Here is a 23,014-nt window from a genome sequence, read left to right on the forward strand (position 1 = left end):
GCCGCCCGGTCCGGTATATAATAAACAGCACAAAACACATGTTCTGTGTTATCCGGGAGGTTTTTATGGAAAGAGTTATTTTACACTCAGATTTAAATAATTTTTATGCTTCCGTGAAATGTTTGTATCATCCTTCGCTGGCCAGGAAACCCGTGGCAGTTGCCGGTGACCCGGAGGCCAGACATGGAATTGTACTGGCGAAAAACTATGCTGCCAGAGCCTGCGGTGTTGCCACGGGAGACCCTCTGTGGATGGCCAGGCAGAAATGCCCGGACATTCTGTTTGTACCGCCTCATTATGAGCTGTATATGAAATATTCACAGATTGCCAGAGAAATCTACAGCGAATACACCGATCAGGCGGAGCCATACGGTCTCGACGAATGCTGGCTGGATGTTACCGGAAGCACTCATCTGTTCGGCGATGGAAAAACAATTGCAGATAAACTACGGAAACGGATAAAAGCTGAACTGGGCGTCACGGTTTCAGTTGGAGTAAGCTACAATAAAATATTCGCAAAGCTGGGCAGCGATATGAAAAAACCGGACGCCACAACAGTTATCACAAAAGAAGATTTCCGGGAAATTGTCTGGCCCCTGCCTGTGGGAGATCTGCTCTTTGCAGGACCTGCAACAGAAAAAAAACTGCAAAAATACGATATCCGGACAATCGGAGACCTTGCCCGGGCAGACCGGGATTTCCTGCACAGCATTCTTGGCCAAAACGGTGTCATGCTGTGGATATCTGCCAATGGGCTGGATACCTCTCCTGTGTCAGATATTGCCGCAAAGCCTCTGATTAAATCCATCGGCAACAGCACTACTGCCCCTCGTGACCTTATTACCGATGAGGATATCCGCATCACATTTATGGTACTGTGCGAAAGCGTATCGGCACGAATGCGTGAACATGATTTTGTCTGCAGCACAGTGCAGATCGGCGTCCGGGACAATGAATTATGCAGTTATGAGCGACAGGGCAGGCTTGCCTTCCCCAACAGGACTGCAAAATCACTGTTTCAAAAGTCTTTTGAGCTGTATAAGCACAGTCACATATCAGGCAAACCTGTCCGTTCCCTCAGTGTCCGTGCCTGCAATCTGTCACGAAAGGAAAATGAACAGCTTTCCCTGTTACCGGAACCGGCAGCCATTCAGAAACAGGAAACACTGGAGCATACCATAGACGCCATCCGAAACCGTTTCGGTTATTTTTCCGTACAGAAAGGCCTTCTGCTTTCTGACAGGCAGCTTTCCTCCTTAAATCCAAAAGAAGACCACATAATCCATCCCGGATCTTTCTGCAGAAATTAAACTGCGTCCGTTTCCGGAAAAATATCACTGCTGAGGTGTGCATATGGCAAGAAAAGTATTTGTTGAAGTAACGGCAAAATTCGATACGGAAGGCAGGATAATCCCCCTGTCTCTTTTATGGGAAGACGGAACAGTCTATGAAATAAACCGCGTGCTGGATGTCCGCCGGGCTGCCTCTCTGAAAGCCGGCGGCATGGGAATCCGGTATACCGTAAGCATAGGCGGCAGACAAAGCTATCTGTATTTTGAAGAACCAAAATGGTTTGTGGAAGCAAAAGGATGATGCAGACAACTCATAAACTCAATCATCACAGGCCCCTTTTTATATTTCCGTTTGCAGCAGCCCTTTTTATACTTCAAATCCCTTTAAAAACAGCTGCACACTGCTTTTTATATAATCATCTTTTTCCACTTCCGTCAGTTTTTTTCCAAAAGAAGCATTCAGAAAAGCGTACCCGAAAAGGGATGAAAACACTGCCAGGGCAGACGCGGTAAAATCCCCTTCGGACAGTTTCCCCATTTCACACATACGGTTCAGATAGTCAGTAAATGCTGACAGAAAAGACCGGGGGACTTTCATAATAAAGGGGGCGGTTTCCTCATAAATCTGAGGCGCCCGAAGGCCCACGGACAGGTTGACAAAATCTGCGGTCATCCGGTCCAGATATGCTCTCATAAACATCTCCAGATCTTCCTGCAGATTCCAGGCAACGTGTTTAAATATATCCGGTGTGATGCCGGCCCGCCATTCTTCCTGACTGACTCCCTGCAGGATAATTTCTTTTTTATTTTTAAATTTGCGGAACAGTGTACATTCATTTACCCCTGCCAGATTTCCTACAGCTGCTTTCTGTCAAAACAGACTGCCGCCAGTACCATACAGAGCAGAATCGTGCCTCCTGCCGCCGCCATACCAACAGCATAATCTCCGGGAGCTTTTATCCCCTGCAGTAAAGACATCCCATCCATAAGTTTCACCGGAAGAAAGCCGCTGATTTTTGGAAACATGCCCAGTATATATACTCCCATAACGACTCCGCCGGTTCCAAGGAGCACCTGTGTGCTGCTGCCTGCCGCAGAGGAAAAACATACCAGAAGGGCAGTCACCCATACTCCGAACAGCCAGGTCAGCATCCCCGCAAAAAACAGGTGTCCGGCAATCCCGTTATCCCAGAAATACCCATTGTATCCGCAGGTAATCCCAAAACAGAGCCAGTACATTACAGTCCACAAAACAAACATTGTCAGAGCCTTTGCCAACAGGATTTTCCGGCGGGACAACCCTTTTGTCACCGGCGGAATCAGCGTTCCTTTCTGATATTCCCCGGTAAAACTGCTGCTGCAGAGCAGGATAAATACCACAATTCCTGCAGGAATATTTTTATAAAACTGTCCCCAGGAATTCATGGCGTCTACTGTTACCTCAGTAACTGTCAGCCCTGACTCTGCCAGAGAATCGGTAAGGGTTTCCATCAGCCAGGGCGTCATTTTTGCCACAACCGGGTTCATAATTCCAAATAATGTAAAAATCAGAAGCAGAATCAGAAAACGGCCGCTCCGGCATAATTCCATCCATTCTTTTCTCAGAAATGCTTTCATTTTCCCACCACCTCCATAAACAGTTCCTCCAGCGACGATTCCTGCCGCTCTATCCGCAGAACAGATATGTTCCGGTCCGCAAGAAAATGCAGAATCTCAGGCAGACGCCCTGTGTCTTCCAGCAAAAAGTTCCTTTTGCCTGTGGATTTCAGACAGGGAAATGCTGCCAGGAGGAGCTGCCCGTCTTCCACCTGTTCCAGTTCCATCTCCATTCCGGCAGCTTTTCTGTACGTCCGCATTTCCTCAATGGTTCCCTTAAGAACAATTTCTCCTTCATGCAGAAACGCAGCTTCATCACAGATATGCTCCACGTCTGAGAGAATATGGGTGGAAAAGAGCACCGTTGTCTGCTCTTTTGCGGCTGACAGAATATCCAGCAATTCCCTGCGTCCTGCCGGGTCCAGTGCAGAAGTCGGCTCATCACAGATTAAGAGTCCGGGACGTCCGAACAGCGCCTGCGCCACACCCAGCCGCTGTTTCATGCCGCGGGAAAAGCCTCTGATCCGGCGGTTTTCTTTTTCCAGTCCCACCAGGCAAAGCAATTCCTCACTGCGCGCCTTAATCTCCTTTGAAGACATACCGGAAATCTCCCCGCAAAAACGGAGGTATTCAAAGGGCGTCATACAGGAATAAAATTCCGGAACGTCCGGCAAATATCCCACAAACCGATTGGTTGGCGTATTTCCGTAATGAACTTTCATTCCGTTTACGGAAATTTCTCCTCCATCACTGGCCAGCAGGCCCAGAATCAGCTTCATGGCAGTGGTTTTTCCTGCACCGTTTTTTCCCACAAAACCGAACACGGTATGCTCCGGAACAGAAAAAGTGACATCCCGCAGCACCTGTTTTTCTCCAAATCTTTTTGCCACATGAGAAAGGGTCAGCATATCCATTCAGGCCTCCTCCTTTCCCAGCAGAAAATACAGAATGGGTCCGATAAATTCCATCCCAATCAGCACAACAGCAATCCACAGCCCTCTGCTGCCCCGCCTGTATGTCTTATGGGTTAAAATATGATAAAGGGTATAGCCCAGCAATATAAACTCCACAACTGCCAGCGGAATCAGAAGGGGCAGAAATTCCTTTATATCAGGCATTCTTCTCACCTCCCTTCGTCAGTCTTCCAGCCATATGCTGAAATTCATTCTGTTCTTTTATCCTGTCGAAAGCCGGGTGAGCCAGAGATTCCTCAAGGCTCTGGCGGATAAAACTTTTGTCCCGCGGCGCCATGTTTCCAAGGGGCTGCCGGTCGATCCACTCATTCAGCAGATCAAAATAATCATCTCCATGAAGCTCAATCCGTTCTGCCCTCAAAAGTCTGTCCACACATTTTTCAAAGCAGCGAAGTGCGCCCAGCGCTTCCTTTTCTTTTCCATTCATTCCATAAACAACTGCAGACTGATAATAAAACTGGGCCGCCAGATTGGGATGGAGAACCTCCAGATCATACAGCTCCAGAATCCCTTTTACACGCCGAATGGTTTCCTCACACTGCTCCAGGTTATCTCCATTCAGGGAAAGTGAAAGAATTGCATCACCTGTCAGGTTCACCAGATCCAGATAATATTTCGCCTGAGCATAACTTTTTGCCTTTTCCCTTTGTCCTGCCACCTGATAAGCCTGTACCAGCAGCGTGCCGTCCTGTCCTGCAAGGCGGCCGGGTTCTGCTGAAAATTCCAGCAGGTCAATTGCCTCTGCCGCTTTTCCAAGCTGCAGGTACAGTCCGGCCTTCAGCACCAGTGCATCGCTGCAAAGGCCCACATCACTGCAGTTTTCCATAATCCTGTCGCACCATCCCACAGCTTCCTGCAGAACAAAAGTTTGCGTTTCCTTTGTTTTTGCCAGCATATAGTGATTCCAGTACAGAATACAAAGCTGCAGCAGAAGGGGATAGCAGGCATAATACTTATGGGCAAGAGACCTGGTCTTTTCCAGCGCCTCTTCAAAAGGAAGCGCTGCAAAGTCTCCGGTCAGCTGTGCATACTGATATCGTATCTGTTCGCCAGAAAGCTGCGCCTCGTATCCTATCAGTTCATCCACCGTCACATCGAAAAAAGCTGCTAACTGCGGCAGAAGCAAAAGATCCGGTGTATTAATCCCTTTTTCCCATTTGGAAACAGAGGCCTTTGTCACACCCATAAAATCTGCCACTTCCTCCTGCGTCAGCTTCTTTTTATGCCGGAGCCGGATAATGTTATCTGGTAAATTAAGTTTATTCACCGATTTGCCCTCCTGTCTTTCATTTTTTACATTATAACAGGAGATCTCTCTTTCTTTCAATCGACTGTTCCGATACTTCAGGTAATAAAATCACCTGACAGGAAACTTTTCCTCCCGTGCCAGGGATCTGTATCTGAACTGCTATGAGTGGATATACATTCTGCTCATACCCGGCTCATCCTCTCCCTGTACCATACACAGAAACTCCCACCCATACCGCTCATAGAAAGAAGTGTGGTCCGTCACAAGGTATAAAACACCAATCCCTTTTTCTTTCATATCTCTGCAGACATAGTTCAGCAAAGCGCCCGCCACTCCATTACAGCGCTTATCTTCTTCCACATATACCGCGCAGACATTTGGAGCAAGGTCTTTCCTGTCATGAAAATCATTTTCAATCACCCCCAGACCCCCAATGATTCTGTCATCCTCCATTGCAGCATACCACTGGGGAACGGAATTTCTTTTCAGCAGGCATTCCTCCATGCTTTCCCTGTAGGCTTCTGACGGAACGCCCCATTTTTCATGAAACCACTCTGCAGCTTTTTCTTTTATTTCCGGCCTGTCAGTGAGCCGTATTATGTTATAATTCATCCAGTCTGTCCTCCTGTATTTTTTCATGCGCTGTGCACGTTCTCCACGCCGGCGATAAACTTCATTTCCGTGGGCTGTGCACCATTATCTTCATTTTTTAATATCCGGGAAAAAGATATGAATGCTTAATCTGTTGTTTTCGTATGTGCGGATATAGTTCCTTTCATCTGTTCCACAAGTGTTTTAGAAATTGTCAATCCTAAACCTGTTGATTTTCTGGCAGCTTCTACGGTATAAAAGCCGTCAAACAATCTCCCCACCTGTATCTCATCTAATCCGGAAGCCATATTGGAAAATTCTATCTTCCCATTTTCTGACAGAATAATCTTTAAATCTCCATCACTGTATTTGATAACATTGCTTATCAGATTGGAAAATACACGGGATAATGCGGAACGGTCAAGCATCCGCACTACTTTTGCTTCAGATATTTGTATCTCTGGCACGATATTTCGTTCAGTTAAAACCGTATAAAATGCTGCAATACTTTCTTCCAATACCGTATTGATAATTACCTGTTCCTTAGTTATATTGTCTTTTGTTGAAATGATAACAGAGTACCTGAAAAGTTCCTCTGAAAGCTGTTTCAAAATATCCACACGTTCTTTTATAATTTCGATATACCGATTTACGGATTCAGATTTTTCTTCCTGCTCTGACAATTCCAGGTAACGGCAGATAGCCGTAAGCGGTGTTCGTAAATCATGTGAAATATTAGTGACTGCATTTTTTAACTCAAAATCACCTTGCTGAAATCGGCACCGTTCTGTACGGAGTTTACGAAGTTCTTTATTTATAGCATTTGCCAGCTTACGCATATATCTGTCGTTACAGGAATTGTTATCGCAACAGAGGAAAAAATCATACGAACAGAATGCCCCACCTCTACCTGCCACACCGTCAAACCTTGTCCCGTAGGCAGAAAATCAAGAATATATTCATAAACTTTTCTCATTTCGCCGCTAATATAATTCGGATTGGACGTCGGCTCAGACATCTGGATTCCATTTGCAGTAATCTGGACACCGCTTATCATCTCTGGCTCGGAAAGACCGTTATAGAACATACTCGAAAAGATGAGAAGCCCCATAATCAGCAGAACAGAAATTACAACGGTAAAGGCTTTGTTTGCAGATATCATATTAATAAGTGTGCAAATTGCGGCAAGCGCAACGGCAAGCATGAGTATAATTAACAGATATATAAGCAAATTGGGGATACCCATTTCCCAAATCCCAAGTATTGGAATCGCAACGGATGCGCCAATCATCCACACGAACACCATTAACAATGTAGCCGTGATTGTGGTAATCAGGCTGGCAATATAAATATTTACTTTTGTATGCCCCACAATGACCTTATTCCGGATTGTTCCATCGCTGTATTCCGTACCGAAAAACATACTGCTGAATACTGCGCAAAAAACGCCGATTGACATCGCAAAATGGAAGTAATATTTATCAATACTGTAATTGTATTCTGTTAAATCAACGGTTGCCTGCCTGCAGCCGTTCAGCATATATACAACTGAATAAACCAACATTGTCCCCATGCAAATCCAAAAGATTTTATCTCTCCAAAGGCGAGAATAGTTAGCAGATAGCAACTTACGCATTTTTTCCACCTCCTATAAGGCTGACATAATAACTCTCAAGGCTTTCCTCACGCTCCTGCATTAAAATAACTTCGCAATTTTCTTTTGCCAATGCCGCAGTCAAATGCGATACGTTCACCTTTGCATACACATCAGCAGTCTGATTTGTTATGATTGTATAATCAACCTTCATTCCGTCAAGTACACGGGCAAGAGCCTTTGTATCGCTGACTTCCATACGAACACATTTCCTGCAGGCAGCTTCTAACTCTTTCGCACTCATTTCTTTTACAAGCCGTCCGCCGTCAATAAAACCATAATGTGTTGCCAGCCTGGAAAGTTCATCAAGGATATGACTGGAAATCAGGACTGTAATTTGCTGTTCCCGATTGAGCTTTAATATCAATTCTCTGATTTCAATGATTCCCTGCGGGTCAAGACCATTAGCTGGTCTTTCCTGTATTATCAAGTCCCACTAATTTCAAAATTTCATACAGTCCGTCATAAGACGGAAGTCCCAGAACACGGTACTGCTGTCTTAAATTATTCTCAGCGGTCATATCCAGAAAAACAGATGGAGTTTCTACAACAGCCCCCATTCATAGACAGTCCGTTTAACGCTTTAAAATCTCTGTATTTTTTGCATAAAGCGTTTGTTCTAAGAACATAGTCCATAAAACCATTACCTCCTACCTGTTTCATGTACTGGCATTATATCTGTAAACAGTAAAGGAAACGGTAAAGAGAATGGTAAAGAAACAGTAAAGATTTACTCTGCCTTAATTTTAAAGCCAATTCCCCAAACCGCTTCAATATAGTCTTTGTTATTTGCCTCTCGAATTTTTTTCCTCAAATTACTGATATGCATTTTCAGAGAACTTTCCGTACAATCTGGTGTGTCTGCGCTGATACGGTCTAACAGCAGCGATTTCGTAACAACCTGCGTGGGGTTTTGCATAAGCAGTTTCAAAATAGCATATTCTGTCCTTGTCAGTTTTATTTCCGTATTGTTAATCCCTGCAATATGAGTATTCGTATTAGGGACAATATCTGCAAATGTTAATTCTGAAGAAACAAGCATACTTTCCGTATTTCTGAGATGTATGAAAATTCTGGCTAAAAGTTCCTTTATGTTAAAAGGCTTCGTCACATAATCAACCGCACCGCCAGGCAGCACATCAACTTTATTATCAATATCAACTTTGGCGCTCACCACAATAACAGGTATTCCCCTTATTTTCGGAAGGACATCTTCTCCATTCAATCCCGGCAGCATTAAATCTAATAATACAAGGTCTGGTTTTGAGTCAGGTATCACTAATAATGCTTCCGTTCCAGAATAAGCACGGGAGATTTCATATCCTTCTTTTGAAAGTGTCTCTTCAAGCACATTTCCAATATGTATGTCGTCATCGATAATTAAAATTCTTTTCATAGTCAATCAACTCCATCTTGCTTTTTGTTTTCCTTATATCTGCCATCAACAGGTTTCTTCGCTGTTTTAGGAATAAGCCATACACGGTTAATATTTATAACACCCTCAATCCGCTTTTCTTTGCAAAGTCTTTGCACCCGCCGTACCGATATAGCCCAACGCTCTGATGCTTCCTATGCCGTCATATACTCAAACATTTCTGTCCTCCTAAATTGTACTGTTTTTATTATATTCGTTTGAACGAATAATATTAACTTGCAAAATATAAACTTGTCGGTTCGCAGCCTGAGTGCCGCTGGCACTCGCTCACCCTCATATGCCTGTTGGCTGTTCTTCTTCGGCGGGTACAGTCAGGCACGGTATTAAGTAATCACTTTCTTTCCGATATGTACCGCCTGACTGTTCAAATCAATAAACCGGACAGATTTTTTAAGGTCATATAGTATAAAATCAATAAGCAAAGGAGCAGAAACGGCGGAACCTGTAAAAGAAGCATTTAAAATCATAAAAACAGAATTCGTAAGGTCTTTCCTATAAGACAAAAAAGTGCCTGAAAGCAGAAACTCTCAGGCACTGTGGAACCGGAAAACCAGAATCGCTGTAATGTAATTACTAAAACTGATACCTGTATAACAGTTTTATCACTGAATTACAGGACCTGTACTGCTATTTCAAATGTCCCCGAATGATAAAGGCATTCCTTCCCTGGATTTCAATTCAGACGGTTCACCCACTCTGTTGACGCATCCATAGCAGTACGGCAGGCATTCGTCTGGTCCAGCGCATTCAGCATCACAAAATCATGAATCGTCCCCTGCACCCGCAACACGGTCACTTCCACCCCTGCACACCGGAGCCTTTCGCCAAAGGCTTCCCCTTCGCTGCGTAAAACATCTGCCTGACCATTGATAATCATCGTCGGTGGAAAACACTTCAGGCAGTCCATATCCGCCCGGAGAGGGGATGCAGTCATCTGATTTCTGTCTTCCACAGATGCTGTATACTGCCGCCAGAACCATTTCATCCCTTCCCGGTACAGATAATAGCCTGTTGCAAACTGACGGTAACTGGGCATATCGAAACATGCGTTCGTCACTGGATAATATAACAGCAGTTTGTGGATACACGGACCATGCCGCATAGCTGATATCAAAACCATGGCGATTGCCATGTTCCCGCCAACACTGTCGCCTGCCACTGTGAGCGCAGCACCCTTTGCCATCGGAAAACAATCCCCTATGATTTCCCATATATGGGAAAGGAGAAAATAGCACTGTTCTGTGGCTGTTGGGTATTTCGCTTCCGGCGACCGGCTGTATTCGGGGAATACGACCAGTGAATCTGTCCTTGCAGAAAGCTCCCTGACTAACTTTTCATGTGTATGGAAACTGCCGGTCACCCAGCCTCCGCCATGGATATAAAACATAATATTTTTGATTTTTTTACCCCCAGGCACAATAAAATATACCGGAACACTCCCCCACATCCCGGTATTGACGCAAACTGAGGATATATCAGCGGGATATTTATATACGGTCATATCCTGCATTTCCTCTAATGCCCTCCTGCCCTGCTCCGGGGGCATCTGAAAGATCAGCGGAGGCACAGAGCTTTGATTGCAGACAGCTTCTGCCGCGGGTTCTAACGGAACACATCGTTTCATATTTCATTCTTCCTTTCTGTCATAAAGGGTTTTAATTATAATATGTAACTCTTCCGTTTTTGCATATCTGTCAGCAAATCTCATCCTATGGTATAAATGAAAGCGCTTATTGATCACAGACACCCCCGGCAGGACAAAATGATAAGGACTATGAATAACAGCATGTAAACAAAAGAAAATAAAATGAATAATGGATTTTACAATAACCATCACTGTCAGAAAAATAAACGTGGCTGCGCCAGATACGAAAATGCTTATGTGCCACGATGCTGATTGTATGGCATATAAGCCGAAATATGTCTGATAATCAGTTTCTCTGCCCGCACTCACCTGCAATACCATTACCGTACCGTCAACAATGCCTGAAATCCCCAAAACCAATTTCCGGTCTTTCACATTTTTCTCCAAATATTCTTCCGACTGTTTTTCGTAATCGTCAACCATCGAATGATTCTTTTCCACCGCACCTGCATACCAGTTCGTAAGGAATTTCAGTGAACTAAGCCCGTCGTCCTTACTTATGTCTATATTCTGGTACTCGGCATATGCATCCTTATCCATGGTCCGCATCATGTCAAGGGCATTTGTGGTCTGGATGAGATTGCTCCCATGTCCAAGATATCTGGCTTTTGCAATACCGTAATCCATGTTCCCGCTGCTGTCAGCTGTGTCTGCCCCTGCCAGTTTCGCAATGGATTCCATTGCTTCCAGGAATGATTTTCTGCTTTCCTCCGGGATAAAGTTCTCCGCCGCATATTCCGCTTTTTTCATGCCAGGCGATATGTTCGCCTGCCGTTCCTCCTCCGTCATGGAGCCACGGTTCCCCACAAGGAAGTTCTGCCGGATGATGTCATACACAAATTTTTATAATCCTTTCCTGCATCCCATATCCTTCAGAGCTGCCTTGTCAGGCTGTGGCTTATTGGGGATATACGTTCGTGTTTCATTTTTAATGCCAGACATACCGTTCAGCTGGATAAGATTTTCTCCATGCCATCCTCTTTGGAGCCGGAAACCTTACAGGCATCCTTCTACGCCTGTGCCAGCTTCACCGGTTTCTGACCTGATAAAAATATATCTGCGCCACCCTGACCTGCACACTTCACAAAATCTGTCGGCAAATGCAGCCCGTTTTCTAACCCGGATTGCACCAGGTGACTGTAAATTGCACGAAATGACCATAAAGTTTATAACATCAGGTCAATTGCAATCCGACTGCCTGTGCGATAAACTGCCCACTGCATAAATTTTTGAAATGTCCAGATTTTGTAATATTTCGGTCTGTTTTCAATCGAATTTCCAATTCGGTGTAATTTTCAAATTGTCTTTCTTACAGAATCAGTCAATTGCCTTTATCCCCTGTTCAGACAATTTCCTGAGATTTTCCAGCATATTATTCAATATGTCCGGAGAATGCTCTTCCCATTTTATCACCTCTGCCACAATCTTAAGGGGCTGTTTTGATCTATTGGATTTCGTTGGGTTTCCCGGAAATTTCTTATCTGTAACATTCGGGTCGTCTTCAAAATCGCCTGTTGGCTCCACAACATATATTCTTTCATCTCCCTCCCCCCTCTGCCAGTTCTGCTCCCCAGATTGCCGCATCCAAAGTCCCTGCAAAGTAAACATATTCAGACTTTCTATCATCATTATAATTCTTTTTCTTCCCTGCAACTATCAGATCTCCCATTTTCAAATCTGCTCTTGTTCCATGAAAAAAAGAGCCCCTGTTAAATACTGTTTTTTCACTCATCTGTTTTTCTCCTTGACAACTGCCAGGTTTCCGGGTGGCGTTCTCTATGCGTAATGATACCTGTCTTTGTTATAATAAAGAAAAGACAGCGCCACTATCATTGTAAGCAGCTCTGCTATCGGCACTGCCAGCCACACACCTGTCACTCCCATAAATTCCGGCAGAATGAGCAGGAACACAAGTATCAGCCCGCACGTCCGCAGGAAAGATAATACCGCCGACAGCTTTCCGTCTGACAATGCGGTGAATGCGGCGGAAGTAAAAATGTTCAGCCCGCAGAACAGAAAGCTGAATGGGAAGATCCGGAACCCTTTCTCTGCAATCTCATAAACCGATGTCCCTTTCTCTGCAAAAAAGCTGACCAGTGAGGAGCCAAAGGCAATTGCTGCGCCAAAGATAACGACAGAAACCAGAATGATAAACCGCATACAGATGGAAAACACCTTTTTTAACCGGGCATTGTCCTGTTTTCCATAGTTATAGCTGATAATGGGAGCCACTCCCATAGAAAAACCTATGTAGCAGGCAGTCAGCAGGAACTGCGTGTAAATAATGATTGTGATGGCGGCCACGCCGTCCTCACCCAGCAGTTTCATCATGATCCTGTTAAAAAGGAATGTGCTCACCGCAGAGGCGGCCTGGCTTACCATTTCTGAAAAACCATTCGCGCAGCTTCCCGCCAGTATGGAAATGTCCATGACAGGCTTTCTGAAATGCAGGCTGCCCTTCCCCGCCGTAAAAAACAGGATACCCGCCACTGTCGGTATCAGGTACCCAAGCCCTGTCCCCAATGCCGCTCCCTTAATCCCCATCTGCAGCGGGACCATAAAAATGTAATCAAAAAGGATATTAGCCGCTCCTGCGCTTATCCCAAGCGCCATGCCCATTCCGGGACGTCCTGCCGTCACGATCAGATTCTGGAAGAGGATCTGCATCATGCTCGCAGGGGTAAACAAAAACAGGAGAAATAAGTATTCCCTGCAATAGGGGAATAAAATCCGGCTTGCCCCAAGCCCCCATATAATGCTGTCTGTAAATACAACCCCTGAAATTGTGATTGCCGCTCCCAATAAGGCGCCTGCACGGATGATCAGGGTAAAATCCTGGGATGCCCTTACGGTTTCCCCCGCTCCCATCTTCCCTGCAACGATTGCACTTCCTCCCATGGCAAGCATGGTCCCAAGACCTGTGATCAGATTGATGACCGGGCATACGATATTGAGCGCTGACAGAGCATTGGTCCCTGCAAACCGTGCCACAAAGACCGTATCAACAATCGTGTACAGCCCCATGAGCAGCATCATTACAATGGTTGGAAATGCAAATTTCAGCAGCGACTTTATCGTAAAGTCCTGGGAAAGCGGATTTTCTTCTGCCTGTGTTTCATTCATGCCCCTTGCCCTCCGTTTCCTCTTTCCATAATACACGATTACAGGGTCCGCGAAACGGTTCCTGCAATATCTGACTGCTGAAATCGTTTTCGGGTTTCCGGAGTATGAACTTCTGTGTCGGATAACCAAACTCGACCAGCAGTTCTTCTTCGGCAAAGCCAAGGCTTTTGATGGTCTTCCGGTGTCCGGTATCAGCCTTGTCACCCTCCCTGAAAGTCGTGACGGTGATCGCTTCGGAGCATACCAGTTCGTGCAGCGCTTTTTCACAGAATGCTTTTGCTATTCCCTTTTTCCGGTATTGCGGATGCACCCCCAGAAAGTCAATGCTCCCTGTCATTTCATTAAATGCCATAATTCCCACTGCGGTATGGGCATCTTTCAGAATCAATGCCCGCCTGTTTCTGATGTACTCCCGCAACTGTCCGGTATACTGCCCCTCATCCAGATGTGGGAAACCATCAATCACAAGATGTACCAGTTCCATCCATTCCGGAATGTCTGCCTCTGTTGCACAGGCAATCTTCTGTCGTAAACAGGCATCCCCTTCCAGGTCTGCAGGATTTTCATTCAAAACGTATCTTAACAGCAACGGGTAAAACTCCTCTTCCTTCCTGTACTGGTCAGGAGCCTTTTTGTACATGGTCCTGAAACTGTCAGTAAAAGACTGCTGGCTTTCATATCCGGCAGTAAGTGCAATCTCAAGGATTGGTTGATCGGAAAAAACAAGCAGCTTTGCGGCCTCGGTCAACCGTCGGCGCTGTGCGTAAGTCCGGATTGTCAGTCCCACTGTGTCTGTAAACATCCTGTGCAGATGGTACTTTGAATAATGCAGCGCTTCCGCAATTGTATCCAGATCCGGCTTTTCATGCAGGCGGCTCTCAATATAGTCAATGGCCGCTGTCACATTTTTGATATTTCCCGGCATTTCAGCTCCCTCCTTTCTCATTTAGTATTCTGACCAGAATGCCATGATTATAGCAGAAATTTCTATTCTTCTTTTCATCTGTCTTGCGGTTTTTTATGATTTCAGCTATTTCATCAGCTCTGCGTCTGGCTCTTTCTAAAATACTAATCAAAAAATGTTTTCCAGTTTTCGGACTGATAATCTCATTACGCCATGGTATAATTTGCTGTTGCCGCAGTCCCCGATTTTGCCAGAATGGAATCGGAATATACGCCCTCTTTTGCCCATTGCGCCATCAGCCGCCTTTGTGCATCGCTTTTTTCCATCGCCGCCTTCGCATTGATTTCTTCCTGCATCCTTTTCTTTTCCTGCTCCTTTTTTATCTGGGCCTCCGTCCGTTTTTTCTGCTCTGTCCTGCGCTCCCAAAAGCTGTCTTTTGCCCTGCCGTCAAACAGGCTTTTTCCACTTCCGTTCTGGTATCCTGCGCTCCACATCTCCGCATGGCATTCCTCTTTTGTTGCCCCGTAACAGATGGTGGAATAAGCCCCTCCACAGACGCCTGCCCATCTGTCTGGCTGCGCCCATCCTGTCCGCAGGTCATTCAGCACCCACGCCTCATACTCCGGGTCATTCTTCATCGCCTCAAACCCTGCTTCTGAAATATGGATGGAAATGTTCTCCCACATACGGGTCGGGTGCATGGGAATCTGTGAAATCTTTTCATGGATATACTGCTTATACTCATCCATTGTCATGTCCTTTGTTGAAACAGCCCCCGCCTTTCCCGTTTCTGATACATTCTGGCTCTTTTCCGCCACCCTGTCACAAAAAGACGGGCTTTCAGCATTGCCGCCCTTTGCTTCATTGTTTCTCAAAAAATTGCTGTACGTCCTTGTCATGTAGTTTACATTGATCGTGTTATTCATGGTTGCTCCTTTCCTGTAACAGCACTGTTACGCTGAACTCATTTTTCCTGACTTTATTGGTATTGAGAATCATGCTGCTTACCATACTGCTGTTCCTGAGTAAAAAACCGGAGAAGGGGCCGCCGGAACTGCATACAAAAAAACTATGCTATCTATGCCTGCCGCCAGTCGTGGGCATCCTGTTTGGGAATATCATTTTCCGCCTGCTCCTTACCGTAAACTGTTTCAACCCCTGACGCTATATGCTGAAACAGCATAAAACTCATTTCGCTCAAATTTCCTCCTCCGGCTTTCACTTTTTATATCGTAAAAAACAGCATATCGTCTAACGCCGATGCGGATGCTATATTCACTTACCCCGTTTGGCAGGAGCATTATCCCAGTGCTGGACGCCATGTGTAATTGGGGGACAAACTTTTTAGACGGGCTGAACATCCAGCCGCCGTGCTGTACAAAAAAGTCAGCAGGAGAACCGTGACAGGCTTTCCTGCTGACTTTTCATAACTGTATATCCGACTCCAATGAGAAAACCCCGTTTTCAAATGCAAGCCGGAAAACGGATGCGTTTTTTACCTTCCGCACTTTGTCTGACTGCTCCGGCGCAAATAAATGGATGATTGTCTTTATGGCAAAGGCATGGGTTACTATCAGAATATTACTGCTTTCCCCCATCCCATGCCTTTGGGCAATATCTACAAATGCAGCTTTCAGGCGTTCTTCTATTGCCTGGAATGGCTCTGCCATTCCTGTCGTATCATGTTCATAAAGGGCATCCGCAACATCGGGGAGCCGCTGATTCAGCTCTGTAAAGGACGCTCCTCCCAGCCAGTCCGATACACTCTTTATGAAAACCGCATTATCCTCCGCCTCCATACACCCCAGGCACCATTCCCGAAGCCTTACTTCCCTTTCTATTGGCACACCGTTCTTTCCGTTTGCTTCAAGAATCAGTTCTGCTGTCTGTATGGCACGGAGCATATCACTGGTATAAACCGCATCAAAATCAATTCCCTTTAATTTTTGCCCTATGTCAGCCACCATCTGCTTTCCTGCTTCGGTAAGTGGTGAATCAGCCCATCCCTGCGCCCGGTCTAAGCTGTTCAAAAGTGTCTGACCATGCCTGACTATGTAAAAACGAACCATGCTTTCACCTCCACTGACAGTATAAGGAATCGTCATTAAAATAGCAAGCAGTTACTTTCCGGGTAATAACTATCATATTACAGTGAGTATTTAAAAAGATCCATTGGGTGGCCCTTTTTCCCTGTTATCATTTATGCAGCTTCCCTTCAGACTATTTTGCTTTTTGTTTTTTCATAACTATTCCACATATAGCTGCCGCTGCAAAAAAGATAAAAATCAGATACCATAAATTTTCAGGGCAGAATCCATTATTCAGCATCAGCCGGTATCCCCAGAAAGCAGGAAAAATCCGTCCTGTCATTTCCAAAAATTCAGGTAACAAATGAATGGGAAACATAATTCCCGAAAGCATAATTGAGGGCAAAAACACCAATTGTGCTGTCATTGTCAGTTTCGCCTGATTTTTTACTGTCAACCCTAAAACACTTCCAATGCTTAACGACACAATAATATATACAGCAAGTGCGAGAAAGAAAAGCGGAAGCTGTGCCGGCAAAGCTGCTTCAAACAGAACAGGGGCAAGCAGCACTATCACAACACAGGTAATCATCAGATGAACAAATGCTGAAAGGAACATTGCAACAAGTCCGGAACAGACAGGTACTCCGTTTGCTTTATATACTTTCTTTATGTCGCTTCCGTAAGTTTCAGTCAACGATGGCGGTAACCCGATAAACGCCCCCATTGAAACACTCATTACAGTCATGGACTGTATTAGCGTACTTCCCATTTCGGGCATAACGGAAGTAAAAATACCGCCCATAAAAAGAAAGAAAATAAGGGGAACGATATAGCAGGTAACCAGGAGAGACTTACTCCGTATATCCAGTTTCCACTGTAACGCCGCACCATATAAAAAACCGTTCATGCTGTTTCCCTCCCTGTCATTTCGATAAAATGTTGTTCCAGTGTACCACGGTCAACTTTAATATCCAATATATGAATTTCTTTTTGCTTCAGATCATGAAGCAGGGAAATCAAAGTATCTTCAATATTATCTGTTTCAAAAGTGCTGTTCCCCTGCCTGGTTTTGATATGGATAAAATATTTTTCCCCAATCTTATCTGTCAGTTCTGACGCTGTGCCGCAAAAGTCAATATTCCCACGATTCAGAATTGCAATACGGTCACATAAGTTTTCCACTTCTGCCATATCGTGACTTGCCAGAACAATCGTTTTTCCCTGTGACCTTAGTTTGCGGATTTGTTCGTGAAGTGAAACCCTGCTAAGGGCATCAAGCCCGGCAGTTGGCTCATCGAGAAAAATAATATCCGGATTACTGATAAGTGCAAGGGCAAGATGTAACCGCCTTTTTTGTCCTGTGGACAGCTGGATGTACTGTTTCTTCTCAATTTCTTTCATGCCAGAAACATTCAGCATAGTGAAATCAATCTTTGCCCTGTTCCATTTTGCAAATAATCTTACAGCCTCCATCGGTTTGATATGGGCAGGCAAAGAGGATGACTGCAGCTGAATACCCATTTTCCCGTTTACCGTAATGGTACCGCTGTCATATTTTCTCAAACCCTCAATACATTCAAGGGCTGTGGTTTTTCCTGCGCCATTTACACCCAGCAGAGCGAAAATTTCTCCCTTTTTAATTTCAAAATCAAGTCCATTGAGAACAATGTCTCTGCCATAGCTTTTCTTTAATCCACGAACCTGTATTGCACTGTTCATCATTCCACCTCCTCAAAGGGATTTTCTCCGGATCCTGAAAAGTAGATTTGCAAAGCCGGCTCTAAATAGTCATTTACAATTTTTTGTCTTTCTTCCCAGGCATTTGCAGCGGTATCAATATTGCCAACCTCCATCAGTTTCGGAAGCATACTCATATCACCGTTCGTAAATTCCGTAATCAATCCCCAATACTCTTTTACAATTCGCTGGCATTTTTCACTTTCAGGGGGTACACCTGCCTTTTGAAGTTCTGCAATTTCATCACTCAAACAGTTAAATCTGTCCATAAAATTCAAACCGCTTTCCTTATCAAACCGATTACGGATATGATCGAGGGTATCGTCATCAAAACGCTTAATGAGATAGTAAGAGTTGTTTTTCATTTGCAGATTGACAATAATATCTGCATACTTCCTGAAATTGACTGCCTGCATTTGTAACACTTCTTCCTTTAACTGTTCGATTGCTGTCAGAGAAGCGGTCAGATGTTCTATTTTCTCCCGTATGCTGTCAGCCTGTTCGGTAAGGGCCTTTGCCACATCAGCCGGTGTTTCCAAAGAAATTAAGCGATGTTTTATATCATTCAAAGAAAACCCCAGTGATTTCAAAGATATAATCTGATGAAGCATAACCAGGTCTTTATCTGTATAAAGCCTGCGTCCCCCTTCACTCTCTGCCGAAGGGGATAACAGGCCCTCCCTGTCGTAATATTGCAATGTACGGACAGTAACTCCTGTTTTCTCCGCAGCCTCTCCAACCGTCATAAACCCAGGGGGGATGCTTCTGTGTTTTGCCATAATTATCTGCCTCCTGTCCTGTATTATACCTCATTACGCTGCGTCACAAACAAGACCTTTTTCAAAAAAATTTCTTTTCTGTTTCTGAATCCGTTTTGTAAAATCCCAAAAACAGAAATCCCCATCCAACAATGCCTCCAACACTCAGAGATATAAGAACCGGGACATGAAAGAAAAACATCACTGCACTTAATGCAATCTCAGTCAGTCCCAAAGTTTTTCCAAAGAATATGAAAATATCAGGTGCAATACTTTGTGCATAGTTCCAATGCTCCTGCGTTTTCCGTGAAGTTGGTGTGTTATATCCATTATTTGGATCCATATCTGACGCAGGATGTTTTTTTAAGATATATCCCACAAAAATCATTACAAATGGCATAACTAAGTTTATCACCAGTAAATAATACATATATTTTCACTCCTCGTTGCTTCACTTTACCATAGAGTATCCAATTTTTCTTATTCATTTTCTTTTCCAGTGGAAACAATCCGAACAGCCGAAGCCATTCCGCCATCCCCATATGTGGGACTCTTTAAAAATGCCTCTGACGACGGGCTTATTTCCTGATGATTTAATATTGTATGAGTTACTTCATTTTCCCAATGATATAACCTTGCATTTGATATGGCTTCTGTTTCCAGCAGCACGTCTACGATATGATCATGGTAACTGCTAATATGTTTTTCGATAATAAATCGCATAAGCTCCAACCGTTTATTCATGCTTTTTATATTCGTTGAAGCAGAAGTTGTACGATATTGAATCAGCGGTTGACTGACAATTCCAATCCATGATCCCGGAGAGGTTTCTAACATGCTTAAAAAGAAATCCCAGTCTTCAAAACCAGAACGCATGGATTCATCATATCCTCCGCATTGCTCAAATATTTCCCGTCGAAGGATATGTGTCGCCGGACAGCAATTACGAGATAAAAATGAACTTATTTTCCCTCCGGCAGGACGGACAACAGACTCTAATACCCCAAATGTATGCATAAAGGAGGATGCTGCCACCATAGATGGACTGTCACGAAGCAGCTGACTTACATACTCTGTAAATTCGGGCTTCAGTTTATCATCTCCGTCTAATACCAATACCATTGGCGCCTGCGCTTTCTTAATCCCAGCATTCCTCGCAGCAGATACGCCCCTGTTTTCCTGATAGTGTATCATTACCGGAATCGGTAAATCAGACTTTTTTTCAATTTCTTTTAATACACGGATGGAATACTCATCTGTGGAACCATCGTCTACAATTATAATTTTCTGCGGCAATACTGTTTGAGCACATAAAGATTCAAGGGCTTCAAGAATCATTGAGCCCTGATTAAAACTCGTTATGACGGCCTCAATATCTGTCCCAAAATTATCTTTATTTTTATTCATTTTATCTCCTTTTATCTGCAAATTCGCCAACATATCACATTGCACGCTCTATGACAGCTGCATCGCCTTTCCGCTCTGCTTCTTTATAAATACGAAACGGTGTATCCAGCAGTTTCATATTCATACCTGCCTCTGCAGGACCTTCCATTAAACATCCTTTTGTGTTTGCTCTTCATAGTTTTAAATACATTGTCATAATCGGATGTTTTCTTCTGCATTCCTGCCCTTTTCTTTAAATATTTCTGCTTTTATTATATCGGCAAATCTTATCTGTGGCAATAAAAATCACCTTTTCTTCACGCTTTAGCATGACAGGTCCTTTTCTTTATTTTTTCTGTCATTTCTTTATCTTTACTCAAACTTCGCACATAAATTTTAGTTATGCACCTTGAAAATTCAATACCTGGCAGTGATTCAGTTATCAATGTTCTATGGTTTACGCTGTTTGTAGTTTCGATTTTAACAGAGCAGGAATAGCATCCATAAATGCATCTGCTAATGCATCGATTTTATCATCTGTTATATCAAGATGATCGGCAGCCAGCTCTCTGAACATTTGAAGCAATAATTGAAATGCCTGTATCCATGTTATGTCTGACATTTCATCGGAAAAATATAAAAAGAGTTCACCAGGAGTCCGTTCATCGTTTGATTCACGGCTTTCAAGGGATAACATCATATATCGGGTAAAGACTACTGCGGTATGTGCTGTCATCGCATCATAGGAGATGGATCTGCATTCTTTACCCAGATGCAGGTAACTTTTGCAGACTTTGAAAAAGACTTCAATATCCCACCTTTTTCCGTAGATGCGGATAATTTCATTTTCATCCAATCCAATATCTGTTGAAATGATGCACAGATACTCTTTCCGTTTGTTTCTGTTTCGGACATAGACCACTTTGGCGGGAATGGTTTTTCCATCTTTTACAACATCAACCATCACGGATAGAAGGTATCTGGAACGTCCCCTGCGTTTTTTGTTTTTGCTGTAAATGGCTGTTAAGGACATCTCTTCCCTGTTGTAACAAAAAACATTTTGGGTGTTTTCTTAACCATGGCAATGACATCATACCCGATCCCTTTCACGGCATGGATGGAACTTGGGGAGGAAAACCAGCTGTCAAAAAGGACGTATTTTGCCGGGATGGCGGCACTTTTAGCATGCTTTAACAATTCAGGCATTACAGAAGTCCCTTTTTGCATAGACAGCTGGCGTCGTTTGTATCCGACAGTCCTTTTATCCATGGCAGATGCTTCGTTTATTCGGTTCCTCTTGTTTTCAGAGGAAAGAAGCACACTGTTAACCGAGAGGAAAGTGCTGCCGTCTGACCAGCCCAATGTAAGCATTCGGAAGCCAAATTTATAAGCATGTTTTGCATGATCATATACTTTTGTAAGCAGTTCTGCTTTTTTAGAACGGTTCCTTTCAAATATGGAATCATCAATGATCAAAACATTGGCACGGTCTTCAGAATCCAACGGTGCAATAGCTTCCTTGATAATCCTGCTTGAAAGAATTGTTGTGAAACGGCTCCAATTGATCTGAGGCATTTTCATAAAACAGTAGACAGTATCCTTTGCAAACGCAGGCGTGTTACTTCCGGTAAGAAGATTCATGTACATACTTCTGTTAGAAAAAATCAGCAGAAACAGATACTGAAAGATTTCCACAACAGAAAATCCTTTTCTTTTACAGGCATTAGCCGATTTTAATGCAAATGAAACATGAAATCTGACAAAAAATCTTCGGATAGTTTTAGAAATCTGCTTATCATTCTGAGCGTCTTGTGTTATACTTTTATTCATAGCATGAGTCCTCCGGTTTTAATTGTTTTTGAGCAACTCAATTATACCAAACCAGATGGTATACATGCTATTTTTATGCCAGTTATTATTGAATTTTCAAGGTGCATACGCACTTATTCAAGTGCGAAGTTTGAGAAAATAAAATATAGTATGGGCGTTGGATTGATATTCGCTGCCGTAATGCAGATAATCAGCATGATTTCTATGCGGCTGAAATCAGGAGCGTTTTTCCTTTTCCCCTGTTTGCCGCTTCCTTCATCCTGGCCATCCCTGATAAAACGCGACCGCTCCCAAAATTGCGCCTACAGCCATGGCCGCCAATGTTACAACAATAATGATAGGATGCTCTTTCATCAGCTTCCCTAATTCTTCTAAATCGTCCATTGAATTTCTCCTCCTTTGTCCCACAACGGGAATTTTGCAACTACTTAATATTAAAATTTTCTGTTTTCAAATCGCAATAATATCTGCCACTTGCAGCAGTAAACTTTAAAACACAATAATCTGGGTCAGTTGCACCTTTTTTGTAAAACATTGTATCATCCTTTTCCCAAATCATGTTTTTAGTTTCCTGGTCTGTCAAGACTTCCATTTTGCCTTTTAACATAACACCAACATATTTCATGAATCCGTTGTGGTAGAAGTTCTATCTCAACTTATAAGCATTCCCTTCAAACTTCTATCTGTTTCCGCTTCTATTTTTGCAATAATACCTTATCGAACCTTAGTAGTTCGATAAGTATGAATTGCCAGCACAAATGCAAAGGAAATAATCTGTGCAGCCATAATCCGGACAATTTGTAATTCGTC

Annotated in this window: 26 protein-coding genes and 5 pseudogenes; 3 read left to right on the forward strand and 28 right to left on the reverse strand. The window is 43.7% G+C overall.

Annotated features, from left to right (window positions below; all coding sequences use genetic code 11):
• Positions 1 to 65 precede the first annotated feature (65 nt).
• The gene (locus C805_RS17150; RefSeq protein ID WP_016215193.1) at positions 66 to 1,310 is read left to right on the forward strand and encodes a DNA polymerase Y family protein; all 1,245 of its coding nucleotides are present in this window, start codon (positions 66 to 68) and stop codon (positions 1,308 to 1,310) included.
• Between the two features lie 43 nt (positions 1,311 to 1,353).
• On the forward strand, positions 1,354 to 1,593 hold the full coding sequence (locus tag C805_RS17155; RefSeq protein ID WP_016215194.1) for a hypothetical protein: 240 nt from the start codon (positions 1,354 to 1,356) through the stop codon (positions 1,591 to 1,593).
• A 66-nt stretch (positions 1,594 to 1,659) separates the two neighbouring features.
• Here C805_RS17155 and C805_RS0105740 read toward each other — a convergent pair whose 3' ends face one another.
• From C805_RS0105740 to C805_RS27355, 18 genes and pseudogenes are all read right to left on the reverse strand, one after another.
• Positions 1,660 to 1,986 (reverse strand): TetR/AcrR family transcriptional regulator C-terminal domain-containing protein, encoded by a 327-nt coding sequence (locus C805_RS0105740; RefSeq protein ID WP_016215195.1) that lies wholly within the window; start codon positions 1,984 to 1,986, stop codon positions 1,660 to 1,662.
• Between the two features lie 161 nt (positions 1,987 to 2,147).
• On the reverse strand, positions 2,148 to 2,909 hold the full coding sequence (locus C805_RS17160) for an ABC transporter permease subunit (RefSeq protein WP_016215196.1): 762 nt from the start codon (positions 2,907 to 2,909) through the stop codon (positions 2,148 to 2,150).
• Positions 2,906 to 3,802, reverse strand: coding sequence for an ABC transporter ATP-binding protein (locus C805_RS17165; RefSeq protein WP_016215197.1), 897 nt, complete (start codon positions 3,800 to 3,802; stop codon positions 2,906 to 2,908). Before C805_RS17165 ends, C805_RS17160 begins: the two co-directional genes overlap by 4 nt.
• Positions 3,803 to 4,006 carry a PLDc N-terminal domain-containing protein gene (locus C805_RS17170; protein ID WP_016215198.1) on the reverse strand — a complete coding sequence of 68 codons (204 nt, stop codon included), beginning with the start codon at positions 4,004 to 4,006 and terminating at the stop codon, positions 3,803 to 3,805.
• Positions 3,999 to 5,129, reverse strand: a complete 1,131-nt coding sequence (locus tag C805_RS17175; protein ID WP_016215199.1) for a helix-turn-helix domain-containing protein — start codon at positions 5,127 to 5,129, stop codon at positions 3,999 to 4,001. Before C805_RS17175 ends, C805_RS17170 begins: the two co-directional genes overlap by 8 nt.
• 141 nt (positions 5,130 to 5,270) lie before the next feature.
• Complete coding sequence (locus C805_RS17180) at positions 5,271 to 5,723, reverse strand: GNAT family N-acetyltransferase (protein WP_016215200.1); 453 nt, start codon at positions 5,721 to 5,723, stop codon at positions 5,271 to 5,273.
• A gap of 125 nt (positions 5,724 to 5,848) precedes the next feature.
• Positions 5,849 to 6,541: a sensor histidine kinase gene (locus tag C805_RS17185; RefSeq protein WP_016215201.1), complete on the reverse strand. Its 693-nt coding sequence runs from the start codon at positions 6,539 to 6,541 to the stop codon at positions 5,849 to 5,851.
• Positions 6,517 to 7,338 carry an ABC transporter permease gene (locus C805_RS25350; protein ID WP_016215202.1) on the reverse strand — a complete coding sequence of 274 codons (822 nt, stop codon included), beginning with the start codon at positions 7,336 to 7,338 and terminating at the stop codon, positions 6,517 to 6,519. Before C805_RS25350 ends, C805_RS17185 begins: the two co-directional genes overlap by 25 nt.
• Positions 7,331 to 7,992 (reverse strand): annotated as a pseudogene (locus C805_RS17190) (ABC transporter ATP-binding protein). The gene C805_RS25350 and the pseudogene C805_RS17190 overlap by 8 nt, the downstream one beginning before the upstream one ends.
• Positions 7,993 to 8,086: 94 nt before the next feature.
• Positions 8,087 to 8,752 (reverse strand): response regulator transcription factor, encoded by a 666-nt coding sequence (locus C805_RS17195; RefSeq protein WP_016215205.1) that lies wholly within the window; start codon positions 8,750 to 8,752, stop codon positions 8,087 to 8,089.
• A gap of 315 nt (positions 8,753 to 9,067) precedes the next feature.
• Positions 9,068 to 9,160: pseudogene (locus C805_RS26765) on the reverse strand (TnpV protein); the annotation flags it as partial.
• Positions 9,161 to 9,464: 304 nt separating this feature from the next.
• Positions 9,465 to 10,415: an alpha/beta hydrolase gene (locus tag C805_RS17205; RefSeq protein WP_016215206.1), complete on the reverse strand. Its 951-nt coding sequence runs from the start codon at positions 10,413 to 10,415 to the stop codon at positions 9,465 to 9,467.
• Positions 10,416 to 10,418: 3 nt separating this feature from the next.
• Positions 10,419 to 11,273, reverse strand: coding sequence for a hypothetical protein (locus tag C805_RS27570; protein WP_016215207.1), 855 nt, complete (start codon positions 11,271 to 11,273; stop codon positions 10,419 to 10,421).
• 480 nt (positions 11,274 to 11,753) lie between these two features.
• A pseudogene (gene arr, locus C805_RS17210) lies at positions 11,754 to 12,168 on the reverse strand (NAD(+)--rifampin ADP-ribosyltransferase).
• A 44-nt stretch (positions 12,169 to 12,212) separates the two neighbouring features.
• Complete coding sequence (locus tag C805_RS17215) at positions 12,213 to 13,559, reverse strand: MATE family efflux transporter (protein WP_016215210.1); 1,347 nt, start codon at positions 13,557 to 13,559, stop codon at positions 12,213 to 12,215.
• The gene (locus C805_RS17220) at positions 13,552 to 14,484 is read right to left on the reverse strand and encodes a GNAT family N-acetyltransferase (protein ID WP_016215211.1); all 933 of its coding nucleotides are present in this window, start codon (positions 14,482 to 14,484) and stop codon (positions 13,552 to 13,554) included. Before C805_RS17220 ends, C805_RS17215 begins: the two co-directional genes overlap by 8 nt.
• A gap of 185 nt (positions 14,485 to 14,669) precedes the next feature.
• The gene (locus C805_RS17225; protein WP_016215212.1) at positions 14,670 to 15,389 is read right to left on the reverse strand and encodes a hypothetical protein; all 720 of its coding nucleotides are present in this window, start codon (positions 15,387 to 15,389) and stop codon (positions 14,670 to 14,672) included.
• Between the two features lie 152 nt (positions 15,390 to 15,541).
• On the reverse strand, positions 15,542 to 15,664 hold the full coding sequence (locus C805_RS27355) for a hypothetical protein (RefSeq protein ID WP_256379637.1): 123 nt from the start codon (positions 15,662 to 15,664) through the stop codon (positions 15,542 to 15,544).
• A 53-nt stretch (positions 15,665 to 15,717) separates the two neighbouring features.
• Between C805_RS27355 and C805_RS25935 the strand changes: the two are divergent.
• Positions 15,718 to 15,867: pseudogene (locus C805_RS25935) on the forward strand (winged helix-turn-helix transcriptional regulator); the annotation flags it as partial.
• Between the two features lie 20 nt (positions 15,868 to 15,887).
• Here C805_RS25935 and C805_RS17230 read toward each other — a convergent pair.
• The 10 genes and pseudogenes from C805_RS17230 to C805_RS0105785 all read right to left on the reverse strand — a co-directional run.
• Positions 15,888 to 16,532 carry a histidine phosphatase family protein gene (locus C805_RS17230; protein ID WP_016215214.1) on the reverse strand — a complete coding sequence of 215 codons (645 nt, stop codon included), beginning with the start codon at positions 16,530 to 16,532 and terminating at the stop codon, positions 15,888 to 15,890.
• A 151-nt stretch (positions 16,533 to 16,683) separates the two neighbouring features.
• A complete protein-coding gene (locus tag C805_RS17235; RefSeq protein WP_016215215.1) occupies positions 16,684 to 17,400 on the reverse strand; it encodes an ABC transporter permease in 717 nt (238 codons plus the stop codon).
• Entirely contained in the window at positions 17,397 to 18,215 is an 819-nt protein-coding gene (locus C805_RS17240; RefSeq protein ID WP_371197638.1) for an ABC transporter ATP-binding protein, read from the reverse strand. The genes C805_RS17235 and C805_RS17240 overlap by 4 nt, the downstream gene beginning before the upstream one ends.
• Entirely contained in the window at positions 18,212 to 19,009 is a 798-nt protein-coding gene (locus C805_RS17245; RefSeq protein WP_016215217.1) for a MerR family transcriptional regulator, read from the reverse strand. Before C805_RS17245 ends, C805_RS17240 begins: the two co-directional genes overlap by 4 nt.
• A 61-nt stretch (positions 19,010 to 19,070) precedes the next feature.
• Positions 19,071 to 19,418: an SdpI family protein gene (locus tag C805_RS17250; protein WP_016215218.1), complete on the reverse strand. Its 348-nt coding sequence runs from the start codon at positions 19,416 to 19,418 to the stop codon at positions 19,071 to 19,073.
• Positions 19,419 to 19,468: 50 nt separating this feature from the next.
• The gene (locus C805_RS17255; RefSeq protein ID WP_016215219.1) at positions 19,469 to 20,395 is read right to left on the reverse strand and encodes a glycosyltransferase family A protein; all 927 of its coding nucleotides are present in this window, start codon (positions 20,393 to 20,395) and stop codon (positions 19,469 to 19,471) included.
• Positions 20,396 to 20,831: 436 nt separating this feature from the next.
• On the reverse strand, positions 20,832 to 21,338 hold the full coding sequence (locus tag C805_RS27125) for a transposase (protein WP_242832696.1): 507 nt from the start codon (positions 21,336 to 21,338) through the stop codon (positions 20,832 to 20,834).
• A gap of 59 nt (positions 21,339 to 21,397) precedes the next feature.
• Entirely contained in the window at positions 21,398 to 21,955 is a 558-nt protein-coding gene (locus C805_RS27130) for an IS4 family transposase (RefSeq protein ID WP_242832673.1), read from the reverse strand.
• A 504-nt stretch (positions 21,956 to 22,459) separates the two neighbouring features.
• Positions 22,460 to 22,588, reverse strand: a complete 129-nt coding sequence (locus C805_RS27360) for a hypothetical protein (protein ID WP_016215223.1) — start codon at positions 22,586 to 22,588, stop codon at positions 22,460 to 22,462.
• Positions 22,589 to 22,628: 40 nt separating this feature from the next.
• Positions 22,629 to 22,817 (reverse strand): annotated as a pseudogene (locus tag C805_RS0105785) (pyridoxamine 5'-phosphate oxidase family protein); the annotation flags it as partial.
• Between the last annotated feature and the right edge of the window lie 197 nt (positions 22,818 to 23,014).

The organism is Eubacterium sp. 14-2, from assembly GCF_000403845.2.
Lineage (GTDB): Bacteria > Bacillota > Clostridia > Lachnospirales > Lachnospiraceae > Petralouisia.

Bases quoted from the DNA above. Each gene is read 5' to 3' on its own strand.
- C805_RS17150 (WP_016215193.1), top strand. From the start codon at position 66: ATGGAAAGAGTTATTTTACACTCAGATTTAAATAATTTTTATGCTTCC.
- C805_RS17155 (WP_016215194.1), top strand. From the start codon at position 1,354: ATGGCAAGAAAAGTATTTGTTGAAGTAACGGCAAAATTCGATACGGAA.
- C805_RS0105740 (WP_016215195.1), bottom strand. From the start codon at position 1,986: ATGAGAGCATATCTGGACCGGATGACCGCAGATTTTGTCAACCTGTCC.
- C805_RS17160 (WP_016215196.1), bottom strand. From the start codon at position 2,909: ATGAAAGCATTTCTGAGAAAAGAATGGATGGAATTATGCCGGAGCGGC.
- C805_RS17165 (WP_016215197.1), bottom strand. From the start codon at position 3,802: ATGGATATGCTGACCCTTTCTCATGTGGCAAAAAGATTTGGAGAAAAA.
- C805_RS17170 (WP_016215198.1), bottom strand. From the start codon at position 4,006: ATGCCTGATATAAAGGAATTTCTGCCCCTTCTGATTCCGCTGGCAGTT.
- C805_RS17180 (WP_016215200.1), bottom strand. From the start codon at position 5,723: ATGAATTATAACATAATACGGCTCACTGACAGGCCGGAAATAAAAGAA.
- C805_RS17185 (WP_016215201.1), bottom strand. From the start codon at position 6,541: ATGCGTAAGCTGGCAAATGCTATAAATAAAGAACTTCGTAAACTCCGT.
- C805_RS25350 (WP_016215202.1), bottom strand. From the start codon at position 7,338: ATGCGTAAGTTGCTATCTGCTAACTATTCTCGCCTTTGGAGAGATAAA.
- C805_RS17195 (WP_016215205.1), bottom strand. From the start codon at position 8,752: ATGAAAAGAATTTTAATTATCGATGACGACATACATATTGGAAATGTG.
- C805_RS17205 (WP_016215206.1), bottom strand. From the start codon at position 10,415: ATGAAACGATGTGTTCCGTTAGAACCCGCGGCAGAAGCTGTCTGCAAT.
- C805_RS17215 (WP_016215210.1), bottom strand. From the start codon at position 13,559: ATGAATGAAACACAGGCAGAAGAAAATCCGCTTTCCCAGGACTTTACG.
- C805_RS17220 (WP_016215211.1), bottom strand. From the start codon at position 14,484: ATGCCGGGAAATATCAAAAATGTGACAGCGGCCATTGACTATATTGAG.
- C805_RS17225 (WP_016215212.1), bottom strand. From the start codon at position 15,389: ATGAATAACACGATCAATGTAAACTACATGACAAGGACGTACAGCAAT.
- C805_RS17230 (WP_016215214.1), bottom strand. From the start codon at position 16,532: ATGGTTCGTTTTTACATAGTCAGGCATGGTCAGACACTTTTGAACAGC.
- C805_RS17235 (WP_016215215.1), bottom strand. From the start codon at position 17,400: ATGAACGGTTTTTTATATGGTGCGGCGTTACAGTGGAAACTGGATATA.
- C805_RS17240 (WP_371197638.1), bottom strand. From the start codon at position 18,215: ATGATGAACAGTGCAATACAGGTTCGTGGATTAAAGAAAAGCTATGGC.
- C805_RS17245 (WP_016215217.1), bottom strand. From the start codon at position 19,009: ATGGCAAAACACAGAAGCATCCCCCCTGGGTTTATGACGGTTGGAGAG.
- C805_RS17250 (WP_016215218.1), bottom strand. From the start codon at position 19,418: ATGTATTATTTACTGGTGATAAACTTAGTTATGCCATTTGTAATGATT.
- C805_RS17255 (WP_016215219.1), bottom strand. From the start codon at position 20,395: ATGAATAAAAATAAAGATAATTTTGGGACAGATATTGAGGCCGTCATA.
- C805_RS27125 (WP_242832696.1), bottom strand. From the start codon at position 21,338: ATGGTTGATGTTGTAAAAGATGGAAAAACCATTCCCGCCAAAGTGGTC.
- C805_RS27130 (WP_242832673.1), bottom strand. From the start codon at position 21,955: ATGAAAATGCCTCAGATCAATTGGAGCCGTTTCACAACAATTCTTTCA.
- C805_RS27360 (WP_016215223.1), bottom strand. From the start codon at position 22,588: ATGGACGATTTAGAAGAATTAGGGAAGCTGATGAAAGAGCATCCTATC.